The sequence below is a fragment of the Roseibium sp. genome, from assembly GCF_039982295.1.
Classification (GTDB): domain Bacteria; phylum Pseudomonadota; class Alphaproteobacteria; order Rhizobiales; family Stappiaceae; genus Roseibium.
Window position 1 is genome coordinate 142,258 of the sequence record NZ_JBDWYP010000033.1, and the last position, 20,619, is coordinate 162,876.

20 protein-coding genes are annotated in these 20,619 nt (G+C 59.2%); 14 read left to right on the forward strand and 6 right to left on the reverse strand.

The genetic code is table 11. From position 1 onward, the window contains the following. The first annotated feature begins 13 nt into the window (after positions 1-13). From ABJZ52_RS05905 to ABJZ52_RS05915, 3 genes are all read left to right on the forward strand, one after another. On the forward strand, positions 14-391 hold the full coding sequence (locus ABJZ52_RS05905) for a VOC family protein (RefSeq protein WP_348189648.1): 378 nt from the start codon (positions 14-16) through the stop codon (positions 389-391). A 1,004-nt stretch (positions 392-1,395) separates the two neighbouring features. Next, positions 1,396-2,037, forward strand: coding sequence for a peptide-methionine (S)-S-oxide reductase MsrA (gene msrA, locus ABJZ52_RS05910; RefSeq protein ID WP_348189646.1), 642 nt, complete (start codon positions 1,396-1,398; stop codon positions 2,035-2,037). 199 nt (positions 2,038-2,236) lie between these two features. Then, on the forward strand, positions 2,237-2,782 hold the full coding sequence (locus ABJZ52_RS05915; protein ID WP_348189644.1) for a hypothetical protein: 546 nt from the start codon (positions 2,237-2,239) through the stop codon (positions 2,780-2,782). A 28-nt stretch (positions 2,783-2,810) separates the two neighbouring features. Here ABJZ52_RS05915 and recQ read toward each other — a convergent pair whose 3' ends face one another. The 3 genes from recQ to ABJZ52_RS05930 form a co-directional block, all read right to left on the reverse strand. Then, positions 2,811-4,688, reverse strand: a complete 1,878-nt coding sequence (recQ, locus tag ABJZ52_RS05920; protein ID WP_348189642.1) for a DNA helicase RecQ — start codon at positions 4,686-4,688, stop codon at positions 2,811-2,813. Positions 4,689-4,773: 85 nt separating this feature from the next. Continuing rightward, positions 4,774-5,670 (reverse strand): 1-acyl-sn-glycerol-3-phosphate acyltransferase, encoded by an 897-nt coding sequence (locus tag ABJZ52_RS05925; protein ID WP_348189640.1) that lies wholly within the window; start codon positions 5,668-5,670, stop codon positions 4,774-4,776. Between the two features lie 127 nt (positions 5,671-5,797). Next, complete coding sequence (locus ABJZ52_RS05930) at positions 5,798-6,178, reverse strand: MAPEG family protein (protein ID WP_348189638.1); 381 nt, start codon at positions 6,176-6,178, stop codon at positions 5,798-5,800. Positions 6,179-6,337: 159 nt separating this feature from the next. Between ABJZ52_RS05930 and ABJZ52_RS05935 the strand changes: the two genes are divergently transcribed. Beyond that, positions 6,338-6,688, forward strand: a complete 351-nt coding sequence (locus ABJZ52_RS05935; RefSeq protein WP_348189767.1) for a carboxymuconolactone decarboxylase family protein — start codon at positions 6,338-6,340, stop codon at positions 6,686-6,688. Positions 6,689-6,697: 9 nt separating this feature from the next. On the opposite strand, the gene ABJZ52_RS05940 is transcribed toward ABJZ52_RS05935, so the two are convergent. Then, positions 6,698-7,078 carry a rhodanese-like domain-containing protein gene (locus ABJZ52_RS05940; protein WP_348189636.1) on the reverse strand — a complete coding sequence of 127 codons (381 nt, stop codon included), beginning with the start codon at positions 7,076-7,078 and terminating at the stop codon, positions 6,698-6,700. Between the two features lie 200 nt (positions 7,079-7,278). Between ABJZ52_RS05940 and ABJZ52_RS05945 the strand changes: the two genes are divergently transcribed. Further along, a complete protein-coding gene (locus tag ABJZ52_RS05945) occupies positions 7,279-7,719 on the forward strand; it encodes an ArsR family transcriptional regulator (protein ID WP_348189634.1) in 441 nt (146 codons plus the stop codon). Between the two features lie 20 nt (positions 7,720-7,739). On the opposite strand, the gene ABJZ52_RS05950 is transcribed toward ABJZ52_RS05945, so the two are convergent. Next, on the reverse strand, positions 7,740-8,372 hold the full coding sequence (locus tag ABJZ52_RS05950; RefSeq protein WP_348189632.1) for a GNAT family N-acetyltransferase: 633 nt from the start codon (positions 8,370-8,372) through the stop codon (positions 7,740-7,742). Positions 8,373-8,556: 184 nt separating this feature from the next. On the opposite strand from ABJZ52_RS05950, the gene ABJZ52_RS05955 reads away from it, so the two are divergent. Next, a complete protein-coding gene (locus tag ABJZ52_RS05955; protein ID WP_348189630.1) occupies positions 8,557-9,078 on the forward strand; it encodes an AprI/Inh family metalloprotease inhibitor in 522 nt (173 codons plus the stop codon). A gap of 73 nt (positions 9,079-9,151) precedes the next feature. Next, complete coding sequence (locus ABJZ52_RS05960) at positions 9,152-9,937, forward strand: hypothetical protein (protein ID WP_348189628.1); 786 nt, start codon at positions 9,152-9,154, stop codon at positions 9,935-9,937. A 17-nt stretch (positions 9,938-9,954) separates the two neighbouring features. Here ABJZ52_RS05960 and ABJZ52_RS05965 read toward each other — a convergent pair whose 3' ends face one another. Continuing rightward, positions 9,955-10,632: a GrpB family protein gene (locus ABJZ52_RS05965; RefSeq protein ID WP_348200085.1), complete on the reverse strand. Its 678-nt coding sequence runs from the start codon at positions 10,630-10,632 to the stop codon at positions 9,955-9,957. Positions 10,633-10,736: 104 nt separating this feature from the next. On the opposite strand from ABJZ52_RS05965, the gene zapE reads away from it, so the two are divergent. The 7 genes from zapE to ABJZ52_RS06000 all read left to right on the forward strand — a co-directional run bounded on the left by zapE (position 10,737) and on the right by ABJZ52_RS06000 (position 20,603). Continuing rightward, a complete protein-coding gene (gene zapE / locus ABJZ52_RS05970; RefSeq protein ID WP_348189765.1) occupies positions 10,737-11,891 on the forward strand; it encodes a cell division protein ZapE in 1,155 nt (384 codons plus the stop codon). 173 nt (positions 11,892-12,064) lie between these two features. Further along, positions 12,065-13,027, forward strand: a complete 963-nt coding sequence (mdh, locus tag ABJZ52_RS05975) for a malate dehydrogenase (RefSeq protein ID WP_348189624.1) — start codon at positions 12,065-12,067, stop codon at positions 13,025-13,027. A gap of 69 nt (positions 13,028-13,096) precedes the next feature. Next, positions 13,097-14,296 carry an ADP-forming succinate--CoA ligase subunit beta gene (gene sucC / locus ABJZ52_RS05980; protein ID WP_192110965.1) on the forward strand — a complete coding sequence of 400 codons (1,200 nt, stop codon included), beginning with the start codon at positions 13,097-13,099 and terminating at the stop codon, positions 14,294-14,296. Next, positions 14,297-15,205: a succinate--CoA ligase subunit alpha gene (gene sucD / locus ABJZ52_RS05985; protein ID WP_348189622.1), complete on the forward strand. Its 909-nt coding sequence runs from the start codon at positions 14,297-14,299 to the stop codon at positions 15,203-15,205. It begins immediately after the preceding gene. Positions 15,206-15,407: 202 nt separating this feature from the next. Then, entirely contained in the window at positions 15,408-18,389 is a 2,982-nt protein-coding gene (locus ABJZ52_RS05990; RefSeq protein ID WP_348189620.1) for a 2-oxoglutarate dehydrogenase E1 component, read from the forward strand. Between the two features lie 70 nt (positions 18,390-18,459). Beyond that, positions 18,460-19,956 carry a 2-oxoglutarate dehydrogenase complex dihydrolipoyllysine-residue succinyltransferase gene (gene odhB / locus ABJZ52_RS05995; protein WP_348189618.1) on the forward strand — a complete coding sequence of 499 codons (1,497 nt, stop codon included), beginning with the start codon at positions 18,460-18,462 and terminating at the stop codon, positions 19,954-19,956. Between the two features lie 29 nt (positions 19,957-19,985). Further along, positions 19,986-20,603 (forward strand): LysE family translocator, encoded by a 618-nt coding sequence (locus ABJZ52_RS06000; protein WP_348189617.1) that lies wholly within the window; start codon positions 19,986-19,988, stop codon positions 20,601-20,603. The last annotated feature ends 16 nt before the right edge of the window (positions 20,604-20,619 follow it).

Genomic DNA, 20,619 nt, shown 5'->3' on the forward strand with positions numbered 1-20,619 from the left:
TAAGGAGCCTGTCATGCACAAGAGCCGTCTGGGCGTCATGGTGATCGACTGTGAGGATGATGATCTGACTGCGCACGAGATCTTCTGGGCTGGCGTCCTGGGGCGCGAGCGGGAGGTAGGCTCCAGGGATCCGAAGTACCGCGACCTGAAAGGTCCGCCGTCCGAGCTGCGTGTGCTGCTTCAGTCTGTCGACCACGCGCCTCGCGTGCATTTGGACATCGAGACCGACAATATTCCCGCCGAAGTCGCCCGCCTGAAAGTGCTTGGCGCGGAAGAGGTCGGTGCCTGCAAGGGTTGGGTCGTCATGCAGGCCCCCAGCGGTCACCGTTTCTGTGTCGTCTCTCCACAGCGACCGGACTTTGACGAAAACGCCAACGTCTGGAACGATTAAGCACGGGCTCGCAGACCGTGGGCCAGCACCAGTCCCACCGCAGGATCTCTCCCCGGCGTTTTGGCTGGTTCTCAGGTTCCCGTTTAACGGGATGGCAGGCGCTCCGGACTTGCCGGGAGCGGTTGGGAAAGTGAGATGTGCAAGGCTGTTGCGCCTGCCCAGGTTCCGTGTCCCAAATGACTGGACGTGCGCCTTTCTCTTTTCTGCGCGCCGGAAGTAGAGCGTCCTCCGGTTTGCCAGATACGAGACGCGCCCGAGACCTGCGGCATCACTCCTCGCCGCAGGTTCAAGCTGCCAGTCACCGGCGCCCTCTGCCGTCCGTTACACGGCAAAAAGCCCCTCGAAACCCGGTCCCCACCACCGCGAACGGACGGTCCGCACTCGGCCCCGTGATGGCAGGAACAGCATGGATGATACGACAGGTTTCGAGGACGAGGATAAGTTTCGATTATCCATAGGCGATGGGTGTGTTTTCAATGCCTTGAGAGGGGCCTATCCCCACCCGGATGAGGGATAAGCTCTGTTTAACGCTCGGCCGTCATTGCAGGACCTGATCCTGCAATCCATGCCGTTCCAGCTCTCCAAGTTGAGGTGGTCCTGTGAGGCAAGGTCACGGCATGGATGCCATGGTCAAGCCATGGCATGACTGAGTGTGGGGAAGGGCGATGCCTTTGGCGGCTACGTCATTCGGGGGGAGGTTGTGCGTGAAGGCAGGAGCAAACGGCGAAGGCCCGCCACACCCACCGCCGTCATCCTCGGGCGTGTCCCGAGGATCCACTCTTCCTGTATTCTTGGCCGGTCTTTCTGGATTGCCGGGACAAGCCCGACAATGACGAACACGAGGGGGGGCAGCCGCAAGGTCTCGCTTCAATCCGGGCCGTCATCCACGCCTTGTGCGGGGATCCATTGATGTCCTCACCACGGAGTGTCGGTTTCGTGTTTCAGGTTGAATTGCCTTTTCGCACCCATGGTCTAGCTGTCAGATAAACAGTGGAGCGAACATCATGATCAAATTACTTGCCCTCGCCCTCATCGCCAGCGGCGCCCTCGCTGCGCCTGCAAAGGCAGAGACCGCCGTTTTTGCTGGTGGATGTTTCTGGTGTGTCGAGTCCGACCTGGAGGCCGTGCCCGGCGTCCGCGATGTTGTGTCCGGCTACGGCGGCGGAAGCACCGAAAGCCCGACCTACAAGACCTATGAGAAAGGCGGCCACCGGGAAGTGGTGAAGGTTGATTTCGATGAAACGAAACTCAGCTACCGCGATCTTGTCGATATCTTTTTGCGCACCATCGATGTCACCGATGCCGGCGGTCAATTCTGCGATCGCGGCCACGCCTACTCGTCCGCACTTCATCCTTTGAACGCGGCACAGGCCAAGGCAGCGCACGCCGCTGTCGCGGACGGTGAAGCGGCTCTGGGGCGCAAGATCGTAACGCCGGTGGAAGGTGCCGCTCTGTTCTGGCCTGCCGAGGATTATCATCAGGGCTACTACAAGAGCGGCCAGCGAACCCTCACTCGCTTCGGGTATGTCACCCGCGCCACCGCCTACAAGGGATACCGAGGTGCTTGCGGCCGGGATGTGACCGTTAAAAAGGTCTGGGGTAAGGAAGCCTACAAAGGTGTGCCGAAGGGCGCACACGGATCTTGACGTCAAGCGACGGGAATTGCGGAATGGTGTCGGCGCATATTTGTCGCCGATGCCGTAAAGTCATCTCCCAATCTGGTGATGTAATGATATGAATCGTCACACGATAAACTTGTTCGATCAGCCTATTTGCCAGGGGAGAAAAAGAAAGTTACTATAGAGCGATTATTCCGTGGATCTCCGGTTTTAGCGAGATGGTCGCATGGGCAGTTTGTTTTCAAATGGATTGTTTAATTCGGGCAAGAGTTCAGGCCTGCCTCAGGAACCGGATTTTGTTTCCGAGTTGAAGCTTGCCGAGGCGGAAGACCGCTTGAGGCGAAACATCAGCGCGGTTCTCGCAGCCCACGACCGCGAGCTGCCGGAGGCCAGCTCTGTGACCGAGTTCGCTGTTGCGGCGACGGTCGAAACGGTCGAACTGATCATCGTCTGTTCGGGTCGAAGACGAAGCCATCTCAGCTTTGAACAGCGTTTCGTCGTTGGCCTTTTCGCATTCCTCATCGCACATGAGCTCGGGCGTCGAACGCTTGCTGATCTGGGCATGGTTCTGGCGGCCGCGGCTCTGGAGCTTTTCACGACCGACGAGATTGCCGATATCTATCGGCTCGGCGCCTCCTACCGCCGTTTGCGCGAACAGAAGAAAATGCACCGCTTCCTGCATCAAAGCATCAGCGAATGGTTCAATGATCCGTCCGAGGAACGTCTGCAGGGTCTGGTCGAGACCTTCGACCTTTGCTGCACGCCCAATTGAGCAATTGCTTTGGAGTTGAAAAGAGCGGTTACACGCCCGCCTCAAAGGCTTCCACGACTTCTATGAACTCGCGGCCGTATTTTTCCAGCTTGCTCTGGCCGACACCGGAGACTTCCAGAAGAGACGTGTAGGTGCCTGGCCGCGCCTTGGCGATGCCGGCGAGCGTAGCATCTGGAAAGACCACATAGGGTGGCACTTCCGCGTCGCGTGCCAGTTGGGTTCTGAGGCGTCTGAGGCGTTCGAACAGAAGCCGGTCATCCGGATCCAGATCATCGGCAAGGCTGGCCGACCGCGCGCCGCGTGTTTTCTTCAAACTTGAAGCAGCACGGTCCTTGCGCAGCGGGACTTTCCGTTCGCCCCGGAACACGGCGCGGGCCTCTTCGGTCAGCACGAGAGCACCGAAATTGGCGTGGTCCACATCAATGAGACCAGCTGCAACCAGCTGACGGGCAACCGATTGCCAAACCTTGGCATTGTGTTCCTGGCCAATGCCGTAGACGGACAGGGTGCCGTGACCGAACCGTGTGGTCTTGTCGGTTTCCTTGCCCAGGAGCACGTCGATGACATGCCCTGTGCCAAAGCGTTGCTCGGTCCGATAGACTGCCGACATGAATTTTTGCGCTGCTTCCGTACCGTCCCAGGTTTCAACCGGGGACAGACAGGTGTCGCAGTTGCCGCAAGGTTCGGGATAGGTCTCGCCGAAATGGGCCAGCAGCGCCTGACGACGGCAGCCGGAGGTTTCGCAGATGCCGAGAAGAGCGTTCAGCTTGCCGTTTTCCGCGCGCTTGATCTCATCCGGGGCGTCGCCTTCGGCAATCATGCGTCTGCGTTGAACCATGTCGGCCATGCCGTAGGCCATCCAGGCTTCCGACGGCGCGCCATCACGTCCGGCTCGGCCCGTCTCCTGGTAATAGGCTTCGACGGAGGACGGCAGGTCCAGGTGGGCGACAAACCGCACGTCCGGCTTGTCGATGCCCATGCCGAAGGCAACGGTGGCGACGAGGCACAAGCCCTCTTCAAGCATGAACGCATCCTGATTGGCGGCACGCGTCTCGGCCGGCAGTCCGGCGTGGTAGGGCAGGGCGCGCACACCCTTTGAATTCAGCCATTCGGCAATGTCCTCAACCTTCGCGCGGGACAGGCAGTAGACGATGCCGCTCTCGTCCTTGTGCCGCTTGAGGAAATCCAGAAGCTGTTGGCGCTGGTTGGTGCGCTCGACGATTTCGTAGCGGATGTTGGGCCGGTCAAAGCTGGTGGAAAAGACTTCCGCAGTGTCCAGCTGCAGCCGCGCAATGATGTCCTCACGGGTGTGGGGATCAGCGGTCGCGGTCAACGCCACACGCGGCACACCCGGATAGCGATGACCAAGCGCCGCAAGAGACAGGTATTCCGGTCTGAAGTCGTGGCCCCACTGGCTGACGCAATGGGCCTCGTCGATGGCAAAAAGAGCGATCTTCAGCGTGTCGAGAAATCGGCGAAAGCTCTCGCTCGCCAGCCGCTCGGGCGTCACGTAAAGCAATTTCAGGTCGCCGGACCGCGCCTTGTCGCGAACCGCGTCCTGTTCGTCCGGTGACAGCGAGGAATTCAGCGCCGCGGCAGCTACGCCAGCACCAGTGAGCGCACCGACCTGATCCTTCATCAGGGCGATCAAGGGAGAGATCACGATGCCGATGCCGGACCGGCAAAGGGCCGGGATCTGGAAACAGAGCGACTTGCCGGCGCCGGTGGGAAACAGAACCACCGCGTCCTTGCCTTGAACCAGCGTGTCGACCACCTCCGCCTGACGGCCGCGAAAGTCAGGATAGCCGAAGACATCGCGCAAAACGTCACGCGGTTCGGCGCCATGGTGAGCTATGGAGTGAGTCTGGTCCTGTGCGCTGGCCGTTAACGGCTGCGATGCAAGCATGTGCGGCTGATTCCCTGATTTGCCGCAGTCTCCCTTATTCGCAAGGGTTCGGCAATCTCGGCCTGTGGATGATTTTGGCCCGTAATCAGCCTTCCTCGAACACCGCCCTGGGGTTCTGGCCAAGCGTTTCCGCGCAGTGGGTTCTCATCCGTTCCGTCAGGCTGTTCAGGTCACCTTCCAGCATCTTCGGATCGATGGGTTGACCGAAATGCACCTTGAAGGAAGCCTTCTTCTTGTTCAGAAGCTCGTTGAACACCGTCATGTCCCGAAGTTCGGTGGAGACACGCGCCAGGAAATAGAACAGGCCCGAGTTCCGCCCACCCATGTGAACGGGAATGACGGGCACCTTGTTGCGCCGCGCAAGGGCAAGCGCGGATGTCATCCATGGCCGCTCGGTCAGCCGTCCCTCGTTCCAGTAGGCCAGCCGCCCGGATGGAAAGAGCACGATGGCGCGGTTCTGTGCGAAGGCATCTGCCGCGAGTTTCAGAGTTTCACGCGTTTTTTCACGGGTTTTGAAGTCGGGCCGCCATTCCACCGGAACGATCATTTCAGCGAGGCGTGGATTGATGCGAATGGCATCGCGGTTGGCGAAGATGGACAGATCCTTGCGCCGGGGTCCAATGGCATCATAGAGCACCACGCCATCTGCGATGCCGGTCGGATGATTGGAGACCAGCACGATCGGGCCGTCGGCGGGAACATTTTCCAGACCGACCACCTCGACGTTGAGTTGGAGCAATTCGCTCAGATGATCGAAGACATCCTGGGCCGGCAGAGGTGCAATGGCATTGGCCATTTCCAGAGCCTGGCGATACCGCAGAATGCGAAAGGCGATGGGCCGTAAAAGCGGCCACCAAGGGGCTGCCATGACTTGACGGCCGCGTTCGTCAATCAAGGTGTCGACGATATGCCGGTGCCCACGACCAACGGAAGTCTCTCCCTCTTTCGAGAGCGCCAGGGTCGTCTGGTGCGGGTAGGCCACGGGGTATTCCTAATCTGCTTGGTGCGTTCGATGAACACCGGATTGTTAACGAAGCTGTAAGGATCAGGCAATGGAAGCCGTCTTACGATCGCAAACTTTCATCAAAACGTCATGGTGGAACTTTCTCTCACACGCTCCAGACGGGGCTCGTGAAAATCGCGATTGTTGCCAGGAAAGAGGCCGCCCAGGCGAGGGACCGCGGACCGGCACGATCCATGTAGTAACAGAAGATGAAGATCATTCTGAGGCCGATGAAGAGCACCGCCAGCCGATCGATCCAATCTGCCGAGCCACCCTGCCAAAGGCCGATGATGACGGCGATCGCAAAGAACGGCAGAGCCTCGAAACCATTGGCCTGGGCCGCGTTCGCACGTGCCCGGAACCCCTCGCGCCAGTAATCCGGGTTGCGTGGATTCGCGTTGTCGAAATCCTTGCTGAGCTTGGCTGGAAACACGGTGGCGATCGGGAGAATGGCGGCAATCAGAATGCACCAGATGGCGAGAGGCATAATTGTTTCCTGGCTCAGCTCTTCAAGTCGGCACGCCGGGAACGACACGACGACCCTGTTAAAATGTGGACGATTTGAGTGAAATCAACGTTCTTTGTTCCCATCGGTTCTAACCCGGAAAAGCAATTGATTGCACCGATGCAGACAGGAGAAGATCCGATGGCCGTCAGCGACTGGCAAGCTTTCATTTCCCAGACAGACCAGCGTATGGGTAAACTCAGGGGCGGTATCCCTGGAGTCACCAAGGGATTTCATGATGTTGCCCGGGCTGCGATCCAGGAAGGTGCTCTGGACTCCAAGACAAAGGAACTCATCGCTCTGGCGATCGGGATCACGGCGCGCTGCGACGGTTGTCTGGCCTACCATTCCAAGGCCGCTGCCAAATACGGGGCAAGCCGCGAAGAGGTCATGGAGACCATCGGTGTTGCCGTCTACATGGGCGGTGGCCCATCGATGATCTACGGTGCGGAAGCGCTCGCCGCCTTCGACGCTTTCAGCGCCGAAGACTGAGGGGAAACTTTAGGGCCGCGGAACACTGGCGCCGGTCGCGGGGTCTGTTCCCAGGAAGCCGTTGCCGGCCTGTTTCCACGCACCGAAGCCGCCGGCCATATGAGCGATCTTGGCAAAGCCGGCGGCGAGGTATTTCTCGGCCATTTTCCGTGAGCGCATGCCGGATCCGCAATACAGAACGATCGGCCGTTCCTCGGTCTGTGTCGGCAGGCGTGCGGGATCAAAGCCCGACATGGGGGCGAGCAACGCCCCGCCAATGTGCTCTAAGGCATATTCGGCCGGTGTGCGGACATCGATCAGAACGACGTCATTCTTGTCATAGAGAGATTTCACTTCGCCAACGCTCAGGGTTGTCAGTTTGCCGTCGCCGACTGCTTCTGTTTCCGACATGCTTTGCGTCTCCATTTGGGTGATTGCAGCGAGATTGCCGCGCTCCGCGACCTGCCGGCAATCCGCAATACTGCGGATCTGATTGTCGGCTTCCCACATAAATTTCAGCCATTTCGGAATTTGTCACAAAGGCTCATGAACGCAGCGGTAGATGAAAGGCGAACCACACCGAATCACGTTTGCCGAAACGGAGATCCGACGTGCGCAAGACAACGGTTCTGTTCGTCTGCCCGGACAATGCCCTCTTGGGGCCGCTTGCCGAGGCATATCTCAACGCCCGGGGAGCTGGCCTGGTGAGAGCTTTCTCCGCCGGGTTGAAACCCCGGTCCGAGCTGCATCCCTCCGTGGCCAAGCTCTTGTCTTCGCGGGCAATGTCGGCAGACGGACTTGAGCCCAAGTGCCTCGATATTTTCCTGATGGCACACGCTCCCAAACCGGACCGGATGATCTATCTGGCTGACATGGAAAAGCCCAAGCTTCCCGATGATTGGCAAGAGAATGTTCGCGAGCACGCCTGGACCGTTGCGGGCAAGCCGCCGTTCCCGGCATCATTCGCCGCATCAGTCGAATACTTCCGGCGCATCCGGCAGGCGATAGATGACGCGGTTGCACCTGCAATGGCGGCGATTCCGGCTTGGTAACGGTTGCCCGAGGAGTTTGTCTAGCTCCAGCGGGAGAGCGTGGCCTGTGCTTTTGGCACCTGCCTCAGAACCCATTGGCGCAACCGGTCCGTCGGTGCTGCTTCGGGCGGCGAAATATGCCCGATGACATCGCCGGCCTCAAAGCTCATGTCTGCGGAGAATTTGCGCGCAAGCGCCTGCATCTTGCGGTTCGTCGCAAGGCAATTGATGTAGATGTGCCGTGTTTCGCGCGCCTTGGCCTTCTGAAGCAGGAGATCCATCAACCGGGTGCCGATGCCCATGCGACGCCAGTCCTGCTCGACGCAAAAGGCGGCTTCGGCGGTGTCGGCACTGCCAAGAGAGCGCAGTTCGGCAGTTCCCCGTACGACCCCATTCTCGAGATAGGCATAGATCACTGTGTCGAGTGTGAAAGAGGTCTCGACGTACGAGCGCAGGAAGGCATCGGTCGCGTGCATCGCGAAGCGGCTGCGCCGAGTATCACCATCAAGCCGAAGCAGGTGGTCGCGAAACAAGTGTTTCTCGGAGGCGTCCAGCAAACGGATCTCGCCACTTGCGAAGAGTTCGGGGACGCGATGGTTCTGCTCGGCCGGAAACAGACGACTCAGTAAGGATCGCCGACTCAGCAGGGATCGAATGTAGGCAGACAGCTGCATGGAGCGCTCCTGATGACAACACTGCCCTCCCTGCGCTCCTCCAAACGCTTATGAACATATATCAGTCGCATTGGTCTTGTTTCAATAAGCTTTGGTCTACTACTTGAGTCGAGTTTTGCCATCTGGCGGGGTGGTGCGGTAAGACGGTGGACAGTGTTCGCGGCGGAACGGGGATTGATTCGATATGAAACGGAATGTGGCAATTGCACTGGCGATGACCTGTGCGGTGGTTGTAACGGGGTGTCAGCGCTTTTCCGGCAGCCGAAATTATGCGGCGCCCTTGCCGGCAACGCCGACCACGCCGGTCGGGCGGGGGGATTTGCAACCTCTTGATCCTCTGGCGCCGGCGCCGGGAACCGTCGAGACAGGTGTGCCCGGGACCGATGTTGCCGCTGCACCCGTGGTTGCACCGGCCGGCGCGCTCGAAATTGGCCGCAGCGATATGGCGGGTGGCTGGAAGATCGCCTCTGCGGGCGACAATTGCATGGCCTTCATGGCGCTGACGACATGGTCCGGCGGTTACCGCGCCAACACGAGAGGCTGTTCCTCACCGGCGCTTTCAGGCATCTCCGCCTGGAACCTCAATGACAAGCAGGTTGTACTGAAGGATGGTAGCGGCGGTGTCGTCGCCCAGCTTTACGCCACTTCTGCGGAACAGTTTAACGGTCAGACGTCAACGGGCGTACCGATTTCGCTCTATCGTTAGCAACCCTAGGTAAAATTGTCTGGACGTTACGCGCCTTAGCTGCAAAACTCGGATATCCGAGGAGGCGGTACGCATGTCCAAATATGATCCCTTGAGAGAACACCTGGCCCGACTGGAAGATGTGGTCTGGGCTGCAAAGCTCGGCGACCTTGAATCAATTCTCGGTTCAGGTCTGCCCAAAAGCGCTCGTGAGCACAGGACCTGGTGGGCAAATTCCGGCGGAAGCCTGGTTCACCAGAACTCCTGGCTTGATGCCGGTTGGCGTGTCGAGAGAACAGACCTTCCCCGCGATGTGGTTGTGTTCCGGCGCCGCAGAATCGCCGGCACCTCGCTCGCGGTATCGTCCCGAACCAGCGCCGCCAAGCAGGTCGACGGGGCCAACGCTCGCGAAAGAAGGCTTGCCAGGGAAATGCCTGCCCTGAGACAACCTGTGACGGTGACCCTTCGCGCCGAGTGGACAGCACTGGGCGCTGTTCACAAGGTCCCATGCTCCGCGGCTGCAATTCCTGAAGGTGCCGGTGTCGCGCGGATTGTCTACCTCGATGGCGATCAGCCACGTTCGATCATTGTTGAAACGACGAACATTCAGCCATTTTACCGCGCGTTGCGTCTTGAGCTGCAAGCGGCGTCCGAGGGCGTGGGGGAACAAGCGCAGTGCCCGCTCTGGGACCGTCTCGGTCTCAATGTGTCGGACCCGATCGAATTCGATCTGATCCGGGGTGGCAATGCCTGGCTCCTTACGGACGGGCGAGGCCGCAAGGCGGACCTTGAGGTCGATGAAGAGCGGGGTCTTGTTGCACAATTGCTTGTTCTTCAGGAGCGTCAGGCAGGCATTCCGACCAGTTTTGTCGGGCTTTGACCTGGGGACTGATGTGTTCACACGCTGTCGCCCAGGCAGAGGTCGCTGCGGTTCAGACTGCGAAGCACCGTCTCACTGAACTGTGCCTTCCCCGCCGAATAGGCATCCCAATCCTGATTGTCTTTCGAGATCAGTCTGCGCTTCAAGGCTTCATACTCGTGCCGAAGGTTGCCATCAGCCGTGAGTGCGTCGCGAAAGGCTGCACGCCTGCGGGGCTCGACGGCATTCGGAAAACAGAGGCAGACCCGGTGAGCTGGTTGGAGCATGCACGCGCCATTCTCTTCAGGCACGTTTCTGCTGGCGCGGGTGAGATGAAAGACATCGCACTCATATAGAAATCCGAGAGGCGTGTACCCGGCTGCTTCCAACAGGGAAACAGCCTCATCAAGGTGATTCGCATTCTCCAGAATGACATCCAGATGAAATTTCGCCTTGGCTGGCAGGTTTTTGACAGCGGTGCTACCGACATGCTCGATGTCGGTAATCAAATCCTCCAGAATAACCCTCACGTGTGCGATCAGCAGATTGGCTTTCTGGTCCCGGAGCGGCGTATACGCGCCAATTCGATAGGCAATGTTGCTTCTCCAATTCAGATGACGGGCATGGAAAATTCTTCGGATACAAGTGTTATAACGGCGATTTAAATGGATTTGACTGGGGTTCGCAGAAGCTGTGCCCATGAGATGAGCTTGCATCTTGCTCGGTTTGACCTTATGCGAGCGGGCAGGGCGACAGTTTGGCGCAGCCTGAAGTCTTGGGCGCGCGGACGAAATGTCAGGAACGGAGCGCCAAGGTGAAAGTGGAACTGCCGGTCAGTCGGGCTCTTCAGAACCGATATGAGGCATTGGTATCCTCCGGAGAGATCAGCGAGGATCCGATCCAGTTGGATATTGTGCGCCAGCTTGATCTCCTGAACACCGAACTTTCCAATCTCCGTCTGGCCTCAAAGAAAAGCTCCCTCGGTTGGCTCTTCGGTCGCAATAAAAAGAACGAACGCAGCACCAAGGGGCTTTATGTCTGGGGCGGCGTTGGTCGCGGCAAGACGATGCTCATGGACCTCTTCATGGAAGTGGCCGTGGTCAAGCGCAAGCGCCGCGCGCATTTTCACGAATTCATGGCCGACGTGCACGAGCGCATTCATGCCTATCGCCAGGCGCTGAAGCGCGGTGAGGTCAAGGGTGATGACCCGATCCCGCCGGTGGCTGAGCAAATCGCTGACGAGACACGGCTGCTGTGCTTCGATGAATTCTCGGTGACCGACATTGCCGATGCGATGATCCTTGGTCGTCTTTTCACCCAGCTTTTCGCCCGCGGAGTTGTCGTGGTCGCAACATCGAACGTTGACCCGAAAGACCTTTACCGCGACGGCCTCAACCGACAGCTGTTTTTGCCCTTTGTGGCGCTGCTTCAGGAGCATGTCGATGTGGTCATGCTCGACAGTCCGACGGACTATCGGCTGGAGAAGCTTTCCGGTGCACCCATCTATCTGACGCCGCTGGGCGCTGAAGCCGAAAGTGGAATGGACGCTCTCTGGCGCAAGCTGACTCATGGGGTGACGCCTCATGCAACCGAGCTGGAGCACAAGGGTCGCAAGATTCCGGTCCGCGTTGCTGCAGCAGGCGCCGCGCGCTTCTCTTTCGATGAATTGTGCATGCAGCCTCTTGGGGCGGCTGACTACCTGCGCATTGCCCATGCCTTTGGAACCGTGTTCCTGGAAGGTGTGCCGGTGATGAGCAAGCAGCGGCGCAACGAGGCCAAGCGCTTCATCAATCTCATCGATACGCTCTATGACAATGGCGTCAAACTCGTCGTGTCCGCAGAGGCCGAGCCCACGGGGCTCTATGTATCGGACGACGGCACAGAGGCATTCGAATTTGACAGGACCGTATCTCGTTTGATCGAAATGCGGTCTGAAGCTTATCTTGCGGGAGACCAAACGCGCTTGCGCGCATAAGTATACCTTCCCAATACGTCATCTATAGAGGCGGGAAGGCTGTCAAATATTTCCGTTCCGTTTGCAATATTCTTTTGGTTAGCTTGCACGGAACGAACAAAGGGAGTAGTGCCATCCGCAGTCATCAGCGGATGGCATAAGGTTCCATCTTACGTAAAGGGAAACTTTCGGACATGGCGCGGAACAAGATTGCTTTGATCGGCTCTGGTCAGATCGGCGGTACGCTCGCTCATCTTGCTGGCTTGAAAGAACTGGGAGACATCGTTCTCTTCGACATCTCGGAAGGCACACCGCAGGGCAAGGCCCTCGACCTGGCTGAATCTTCCCCGGTCGACGGATTTGATGCCAAGCTCGCCGGTGCGAATGATTACGCGGCCATCGAAGGCTCGGACGTTGTCATCGTCACCGCAGGCGTCCCGCGCAAGCCGGGCATGAGCCGCGACGATCTTCTCGAGATCAACCTGAAGGTCATGGAGCAGGTCGGTGCGGGCATCGCCAAATACGCTCCCAACGCTTTTGTCATCTGCATCACCAACCCGCTCGACGCGATGGTCTGGGCTCTGCAGAAATTCTCCGGCCTGCCGAAGAACAAGGTCGTCGGCATGGCCGGCGTTCTCGACAGCGCACGGTTCCGTTATTTCCTCGCCGAGGAATTCAACGTTTCCGTTGAAGACGTCACCGCCTTCGTTCTGGGCGGCCACGGCGACACCATGGTGCCGCTGACACGCTACTCCACCGTTGCCGGCATTCCTTTGACCGATCTGGTCAAGATGGGCTGGTGCACGGCTGAGCGTCTGGAAGAGATCGTCCAGCGCACACGTGACGGCGGCGCAGAGATCGTTGGCCTGCTGAAGACCGGTTCGGCCTTCTATGCGCCTGCGTCTTCCGCAATCGCCATGGCGGAAAGCTACCTGAAGGACAAGAAGCGCGTTCTGCCTTGTGCAGCTGCCCTCGACGGCCAGTACGGCCTCAAGGACACCTACGTCGGCGTGCCGGTTGTCATCGGCGCCGAGGGCGTAGAGCGCATCATCGAGATCGACATGGCTTCCGAAGAAAAAGCCATGTTCGACAAGTCCGTCGCATCCGTCGATGGTCTGGTCGATGCTTGTAAGAAGATCCAGCCGGCGCTCGCTTAAGCGTCTGCCGAATGTAAAGATGGCCGCCACTGATCCTCGGTGGCGGTCCTCCGACAACGGGGGAAACTGATGAACATCCATGAATATCAGGCCAAAGCGGTTCTGAAGGAATACGGCGCGCCGGTTGCAGAAGGTGTCGCCATCTTCTCCGCCGACGAAGCTGAAGCTGCTGCCAAGAAGCTGCCAGGACCGCTCTGGGTCGTGAAGTCGCAGATCCACGCTGGTGGACGCGGCAAGGGCAAGTTCAAGGAACTGCCTGCAGATGCAAAGGGCGGTGTTCGCCTCGCATTCTCGCTGGACGAAGTGACGTCTCACGCGAAAGACATGCTCGGCAACACTCTTGTCACGGCTCAGACCGGTGATGCGGGCAAGGTCGTCAACCGTCTCTACATCGAAGACGGAGCCGACATCGAGCGTGAACTTTACCTCTCCATCCTGGTTGACCGCACCGTCGGTCGCCCGGCTTTCGTGGTTTCCACCGAAGGCGGCATGGACATTGAGGCGGTTGCGCACGACACCCCGGAAAAGATCCACAACGTTGCGGTCGATCCGGACACAGGCGTCACCGAAGCCGACGCTGCTGCGCTCTGCGACGCACTGGAGCTGACCGGTGTTGCCCGCGAAGACGGCATGAAGCTCTTCCCGATCCTCTACACGGCCTTCGTGGAAAAGGACATGGCGCTTCTGGAAGTCAACCCGCTGATCGTCATGAAAGACGGCCGCCTGCGCGTTCTTGACGCCAAGGTCTCCTTCGACGGCAACGCGCTCTTCCGCCACGACGACATCATGGCCCTGCGCGATGAGACCGAAGAAGACGCCAAGGAAATCGAAGCGTCCAAATACGACCTGGCCTACGTTGCCCTCGACGGCGACATCGGCTGCATGGTCAACGGCGCCGGTCTTGCCATGGCAACCATGGACATCATCAAGCTCTACGGCGCTGAACCTGCCAACTTCCTCGATGTTGGTGGCGGTGCGACCAAGGAGAAGGTGACGGCTGCGTTCAAGATCATCACGTCCGATCCGAACGTGAAGGGCATCCTGGTCAACATCTTCGGCGGCATCATGCGCTGCGACATCATCGCGGAAGGCGTTCTGGCCGCCGTGACTGAAGTTGGACTTCAGGTTCCGCTCGTTGTGCGCCTCGAAGGCACCAACGTCGAGCTCGGCAAGAAGATCATTTCCGACAGTGGAATGAACGTCATTGCCGCTGACGATCTCGACGACGCCGCCCAGAAAATCGTGAAAGCCGTCAAGGGGGGCGCGTAAATGTCGATCCTCGTCAATAAAGACACGAAAATCATCGTACAGGGCCTGACCGGCAAGACCGGCACGTTCCACACGGAACAGGCGCTGCAGTACTACGGCACCCAGATGGTTGGTGGCGTGCATCCGAAGAAGGGTGGCGAAAGCTGGACGTCTGGCCTTGATGCTGATGCCAAGCTGCCGATCTTCGCGACTGTTGGTGAAGCCAAGGAAGCCACCGGTGCAGACGCGTCGGTGATCTACGTTCCGCCGGCAGGTGCAGGTGCAGCCATCATCGAAGCGATTGATGCGGAAGTTCCGTTCATCGTCTGCATCACCGAGGGCATCCCGGTTGCCGACATGGTCAAGGTCAAGCGCCGGTTGGAAAAGTCCAACTCTCGCCTGCTCGGCCCGAACTGCCCAGGTATCCTGACCCCTGAAGAGTGCAAGATCGGCATCATGCCGGGCTCCATCTTCAAGAAGGGCTCCGTTGGCGTTGTTTCGCGCTCCGGCACACTGACCTACGAAGCGGTTTTCCAGACTTCGAACGCAGGCCTTGGCCAGACCACAGCGGTCGGCATCGGCGGCGACCCGGTCAAGGGCACCGAGTTCATCGACGTCCTGGAAATGTTCCTGGCTGACGATGAGACCAAGTCGATCATCATGATCGGTGAAATCGGAGGCTCTGCTGAAGAAGAAGCAGCTCAGTTCCTGAAGGACGAAGCCAAGAAGGGCCGCTCCAAGCCGATGGCCGGCTTTATTGCAGGCCGCACGGCTCCTCCTGGCCGCACCATGGGTCACGCAGGTGCCGTGATCTCCGGCGGCAAGGGCGGCGCGGAAGACAAGATCGCGGCAATGGAAGAGGCCGGTATCAAGGTTTCTCCGTCCCCGGCGAAGCTTGGCGAAACCCTTCTCGAAGTCTTGAAGGGCTAATGCATAATTATGCTGGCGCCAGAGCGTAAATTGTTTACGTTTTGGTAGGCATAGTGACGCGATGCGGTCGAGACGCCCCTGGTGCCTTGACCGCAATTCATGAGGGGGTCGGTGTTTGCATCGGCCTGAAAAGGAACCCAGGACGGGCTCTTCCGGGTCCACCTGAAAGAACAAGGGCGGGGCATCCCTCCGCTGGATGGACATGGCACGGCAGGAAGCGAACAACGTATTCGCACTGACGTCGTTGCTTTACGGCGCCAACGCAGCCTATATCGAAGACCTCTACGCTCAGTACAAGGAAGACCCGAGCTCGGTTGATGCCGAGTGGCAGGAGTTTTTCGCGAGCTTCCAGGACGCAAAGGAAGACGTCCTCAAGGAAGCGCGCGGTGCGCCGTGGAAACGCAAGGATTGGCCGATTGCGGCCAACGGCGATCTGGTCAACGCATTCGATGGCAACTGGGCTCCCATTGAGCAGAAGCTCGGTGACAAGCTCAAAAAGAAATCCGAGGCCAAGGGCGCACCGATGTCCGACGCCGAGGTCCATCAGGCGACGCGGGATTCTGTCCGTGCCCTGATGATGATCCGCGCCTATCGAATGCGCGGCCACCTTCATGCGGAACTCGACCCTCTGAAGCTTTCGCCTCCAGGCGACCACGAGGAACTGCACCCCTCGTCCTACGGCTTCGTAGACGCCGATTGGGATCGCAGGATTTTCATCGACAACGTGCTCGGCCTTGAATACGCCACGCTGCGCGAGATGATGGACATCCTGAAGCGGACCTACTGTTCGACACTTGGTGTCGAATTCATGCATATCTCCGATCCGGCCGCCAAGGCCTGGCTTCAGGAGCGCATTGAAGGTCCGGACAAGCATGTTGCCTTCACCAAGGAAGGCAAGAAAGCGATCCTGAACAAGCTGGTCGAGGCCGAAGGCTTCGAAAAGTTCCTGGACGTGAAATACACCGGCACCAAGCGCTTCGGCCTTGATGGCGGCGAAGCGCTGATCCCGGCGCTGGAACAGATCATCAAGCGCGGCGGTCAGCTCGGCCTGAAGGACATTGTCTTCGGCATGGCGCACCGTGGCCGCCTGAACGTTCTGACACAGGTGATGGGCAAGCCGCACCGTGCTGTGTTCCACGAGTTCAAGGGCGGTTCCGCTGCCCCTGATGATGTCGAAGGCTCAGGCGATGTAAAATATCACCTCGGCGCTTCTTCCGACCGCTCGTTCGACGGCAACGATGTTCACCTGTCCCTGACAGCGAACCCGTCTCACCTCGAAATCGTCAACCCTGTCGTTCTCGGCAAGGCTCGGGCAAAGCAGGATCAGCTGTCGGCTGTTGATGGCCATTGGGTCGACACCACCGAGGTTGACCGCTCCAAGGTTCTGCCGCTTCTCCTGCATGGTGATGCTGCCTTCGCCGGCCAGGGTGTGGTTGCCGAATGTTTCGGTCTGTCCGCACTTCGCGGTCACCGCACGGGTGGTTCGCTTCATGTCATCATCAACAACCAGATCGGCTTTACGACGAACCCGCGCTTCTCGCGCTCGTCTCCGTATCCGTCCGATATGGCCAAGGTGATCGAAGCGCCGATCTTCCACGTCAATGCGGATGATCCCGAAGCTGTGACCTTTGCGGCCAAGATCGCGATTGAGTACCGCCAGACCTTTGGTCGTCCGGTCGTGATCGACATGATCTGCTACCGCCGCTTCGGCCACAACGAAGGCGACGAGCCGGCGTTCACCCAGCCGATCATGTACCGGAAGATCCGCAAGCACGCGACAACGCTGCAGATCTATTCCGAGCGCCTGGTCAAGGAAGGCGTCCTGAGCGCCGACGAAGTCGAAAAGATGAAGTCCGATTGGCGGGCGCATCTCGATGGCGAATTCGAAGCCGGCAATGCATTCAAGCCGAACAAGGCCGATTGGCTCGACGGCAAGTGGTCGGGCATGAAGCGTGCCGATGACGAGGAAGATCCGCGTCGTGGTTCCACGGGTCTGTCGGACGACGATCTGGAGAAAGTCGGCAAGGCACTGACCACAGTTCCCGATGGCTTCAATGTGCATCGCACGATCGCCCGCTTCCTGAACAATCGTAAGAAGATGTTCGATAGCGGCGAAGGTGTCGATTGGGCAACTGCGGAAGCCCTCGCCTTCGCAGGTCTCCTGAACGAAGGCCATGCAGTTCGCCTGTCCGGCCAGGACTGTGAGCGCGGGACGTTCTCCCAGCGTCATTCGGTTCTGTACGACCAGGAAGACGAAAGCCGCTTTATCCCGCTGAACAACATTTCCAAGGATCAGGCGCGCTACGAGGTCATCAACTCGATGCTCTCTGAAGAAGCGGTGCTTGGCTTCGAATATGGTTATTCGCTGGCCGAGCCGAATGCGTTGACCCTTTGGGAAGCCCAGTTCGGTGATTTCGCCAACGGTGCGCAGGTCCTGTTCGACCAGTTCATCTCTTCCGGCGAACGCAAGTGGCTGCGTATGTCCGGTCTCGTCTGTCTCCTGCCGCATGGCTATGAGGGACAAGGGCCGGAACACTCATCGGCGCGTCTGGAGCGTTTCCTCCAGCTCTGTGCGGAAGACAACATGCAGGTGGCGAACTGTACGACGCCGGCAAACTACTTCCACATTCTGCGCCGTCAGATCCGTCGCGACATTCGCAAGCCGCTGATCTTGATGACGCCGAAGTCGCTTCTGCGTAACAAGCGGGCCGTCTCCAAGCTGAGCGAGATGAACCAGGACAGTACATTCCACCGTCTGCTGTGGGATGATGCCGAAATGGGTTCTTCCGAAACGAAGCTGGTGGCTGACGACAAGATCCGTCGTGTGGTCATGTGTTCGGGCAAGGTCTACTTCGACCTGCTCGAAGAACGTGAGAAGCGCGGCATCGATGACGTCTACCTGCTGCGCGTCGAACAGCTTTATCCGTTCCCGAAGAAGGCCTTGGCACACGAGCTTAACCGCTTCAAGAACGCCGATATGGTCTGGTGTCAGGAAGAGCCCAAGAACATGGGTTCCTGGTTCTTCGTCGAACCCTACATCGAATGGGTTCTGGAACAGATCGGTGCCAAGGTGAAGCGCCCTGTCTATGCAGGCCGCAGCGCAATGGCTTCGACGGCGACAGGTCTGATGTCCGCGCATCTTGCGCAGCTTCAGGCGTTCCTCGACGAGGCATTTGGAAAGTAATTGTGTAGGGGGCCGCTTACGGCCCCCATCATGACCGGAAATGGCCAGGCAAACTTAAGAGAAGGCGACCATGGCAACCGAAATTCGCGTGCCCACGCTGGGTGAATCCGTATCAGAAGCAACGATCGCTCAGTGGTTCAAGAAGCCGGGTGATGCCATCAAGGCTGACGAGCCGCTGGTGGAACTGGAAACAGACAAGGTAACCGTCGAAGTGCCGGCTCCGGCCTCCGGAACCCTGGAGAGCATCGTGGTCAACGAGGGCGACACCGTCGAGGTCGGCGCTCTCCTTGGTCAGATCGCTGACGGCGCAGGCGCTGCAGCTCCGGCTCCGGCTGCCAAGAAGGAAGAGGCCGCACCGGCCGCTGCTTCTGCGGCAACGATTGTTGACGTTGTCACCCCGAGCGCGGGCGAAAGCGTCACCGAAGCCGAAGTCGGCGAGTGGAGCGTCAAGGTTGGCGACGTGGTCAAGGCCGACGACACGCTCGTTGAACTGGAAACCGACAAGGCTGCTCAGGAAGTTCCTGCGCCCGTTGGCGGCACGGTCGTCAAGATCGCAGCCAATACCGGCGATACCGTCGAGCCGGGCAAGCTCCTGTGTCAGATCGACAGCTCCGGTGCTGCGGCACCGGCAGCCGAAGCGTCTGCTCCGGCAACGGCTCCGGCCGCAGGTGGCTCTTCCATGCCGCCGGCACCGTCTGCAGCCAAGATGATGGCCGAGAAGAACATCTCCGCCGACCAGGTTGCAGGATCCGGCAAGCGTGGCCAGGTGCTGAAAGGCGATGTGATCGCGGCCGCAGCGGCTGGCGTGACCGCAGCTCCTGCTGCAGCTTCCGCCGCTCCGCGCGGTCCGGTTTCCGCTGATGATGAAGTGCGTGAAGAACGCGTCCGCATGACCAAGCTGCGCCAGACCATCGCGCGCCGCCTGAAGGACGCCCAGAACACGGCGGCCATGCTGACCACTTACAACGAAGTGGACATGGGCCCGGTCATGGACCTGCGCAAGCAGTACAAGGACCTGTTCGAGAAGAAGCATGGCGTGAAGCTCGGCTTCATGGGGTTCTTCACCAAGGCTGTCTGTCACGCCCTGAAGGAAGTCCCGGCCGTGAACGCCGAGATTGACGGCACGGATGTGGTCTTCAAGAACTTCGCCCACATTGGTGTCGCGGTTGGTACAGACAAGGGTCTGGTTGTTCCTGTTGTTCGCGACGCTGACCAGATGTCCATTGCCGAGATCGAGCAGGAGATCGGCAACCTGGGCCGCAAGGCGCGCGACGGCAAGCTCGGCATGGCCGACATGACCGGCGGCACCTTCACCATCTCCAACGGTGGTGTCTACGGCTCGCTCATGTCCTCGCCGATCCTGAACGCACCGCAGTCTGGTATTCTGGGCATGCACAAGATCCAGGAACGTCCGATGGCCGTGAACGGTCAGGTCGTTATCCGCCCGATGATGTATCTGGCGCTCTCCTATGACCACCGGATCGTCGACGGCAAGGAAGCTGTGACATTCCTCGTCCGCGTCAAGGAAAGCCTGGAAGATCCTCAGCGTCTCGTGCTGGATCTGTAAGCAAACGGAGTGACGTCGGGAGCCCGAGCATGAGTCTTGAATTCCTGATAACGGCCCTTGTGGTCGTTCTGGTCCCGGGCACCGGCGTCGTCTACACAGTTGCAGTCGGCCTTGGAAAAGGCCGACTGCCAAGCGTCGCGGCGGCGTTCGGCTGCACGATGGGGATCCTTCCGGCGATCCTTGCATCCGTGCTTGGCCTATCCGCGCTCATGCACACAAGCGCGCTGGTGTTTCAGCTGCTGAAATACGCCGGCGTCGCCTATCTTCTCTATCTTGCCTGGATGACGCTCCGCGACAGGGGCGCCCTGTCTCTGAGCAACGAGGTGGCAGGTCAGGGAAAGGGATCTCTGGCGATCGCCTGGACCGGCTTCCTGATCAACATCCTGAACCCGAAGTTGACCGTCTTCTTCCTTGCCTTTTTGCCGCAATTCATTCCGGCCGGCGCGGTTTCGCCGACGGTTGATATGCTGTCTATGGGCGGGATTTTCATGGTCATGACTTTTGTCGTTTTCGTCGTCTACGGCGCGTTTGCCTCACTCGTCGGAGAATACGTCCTGCGCAGTGAAACCGTTCTGACCTGGATGCGTCGGACAATCGCGGCCACATTCGCCGGCTTCGGACTGAAACTGGCGCTGGCTGATCGGTAGAAGGAGACACGACCGC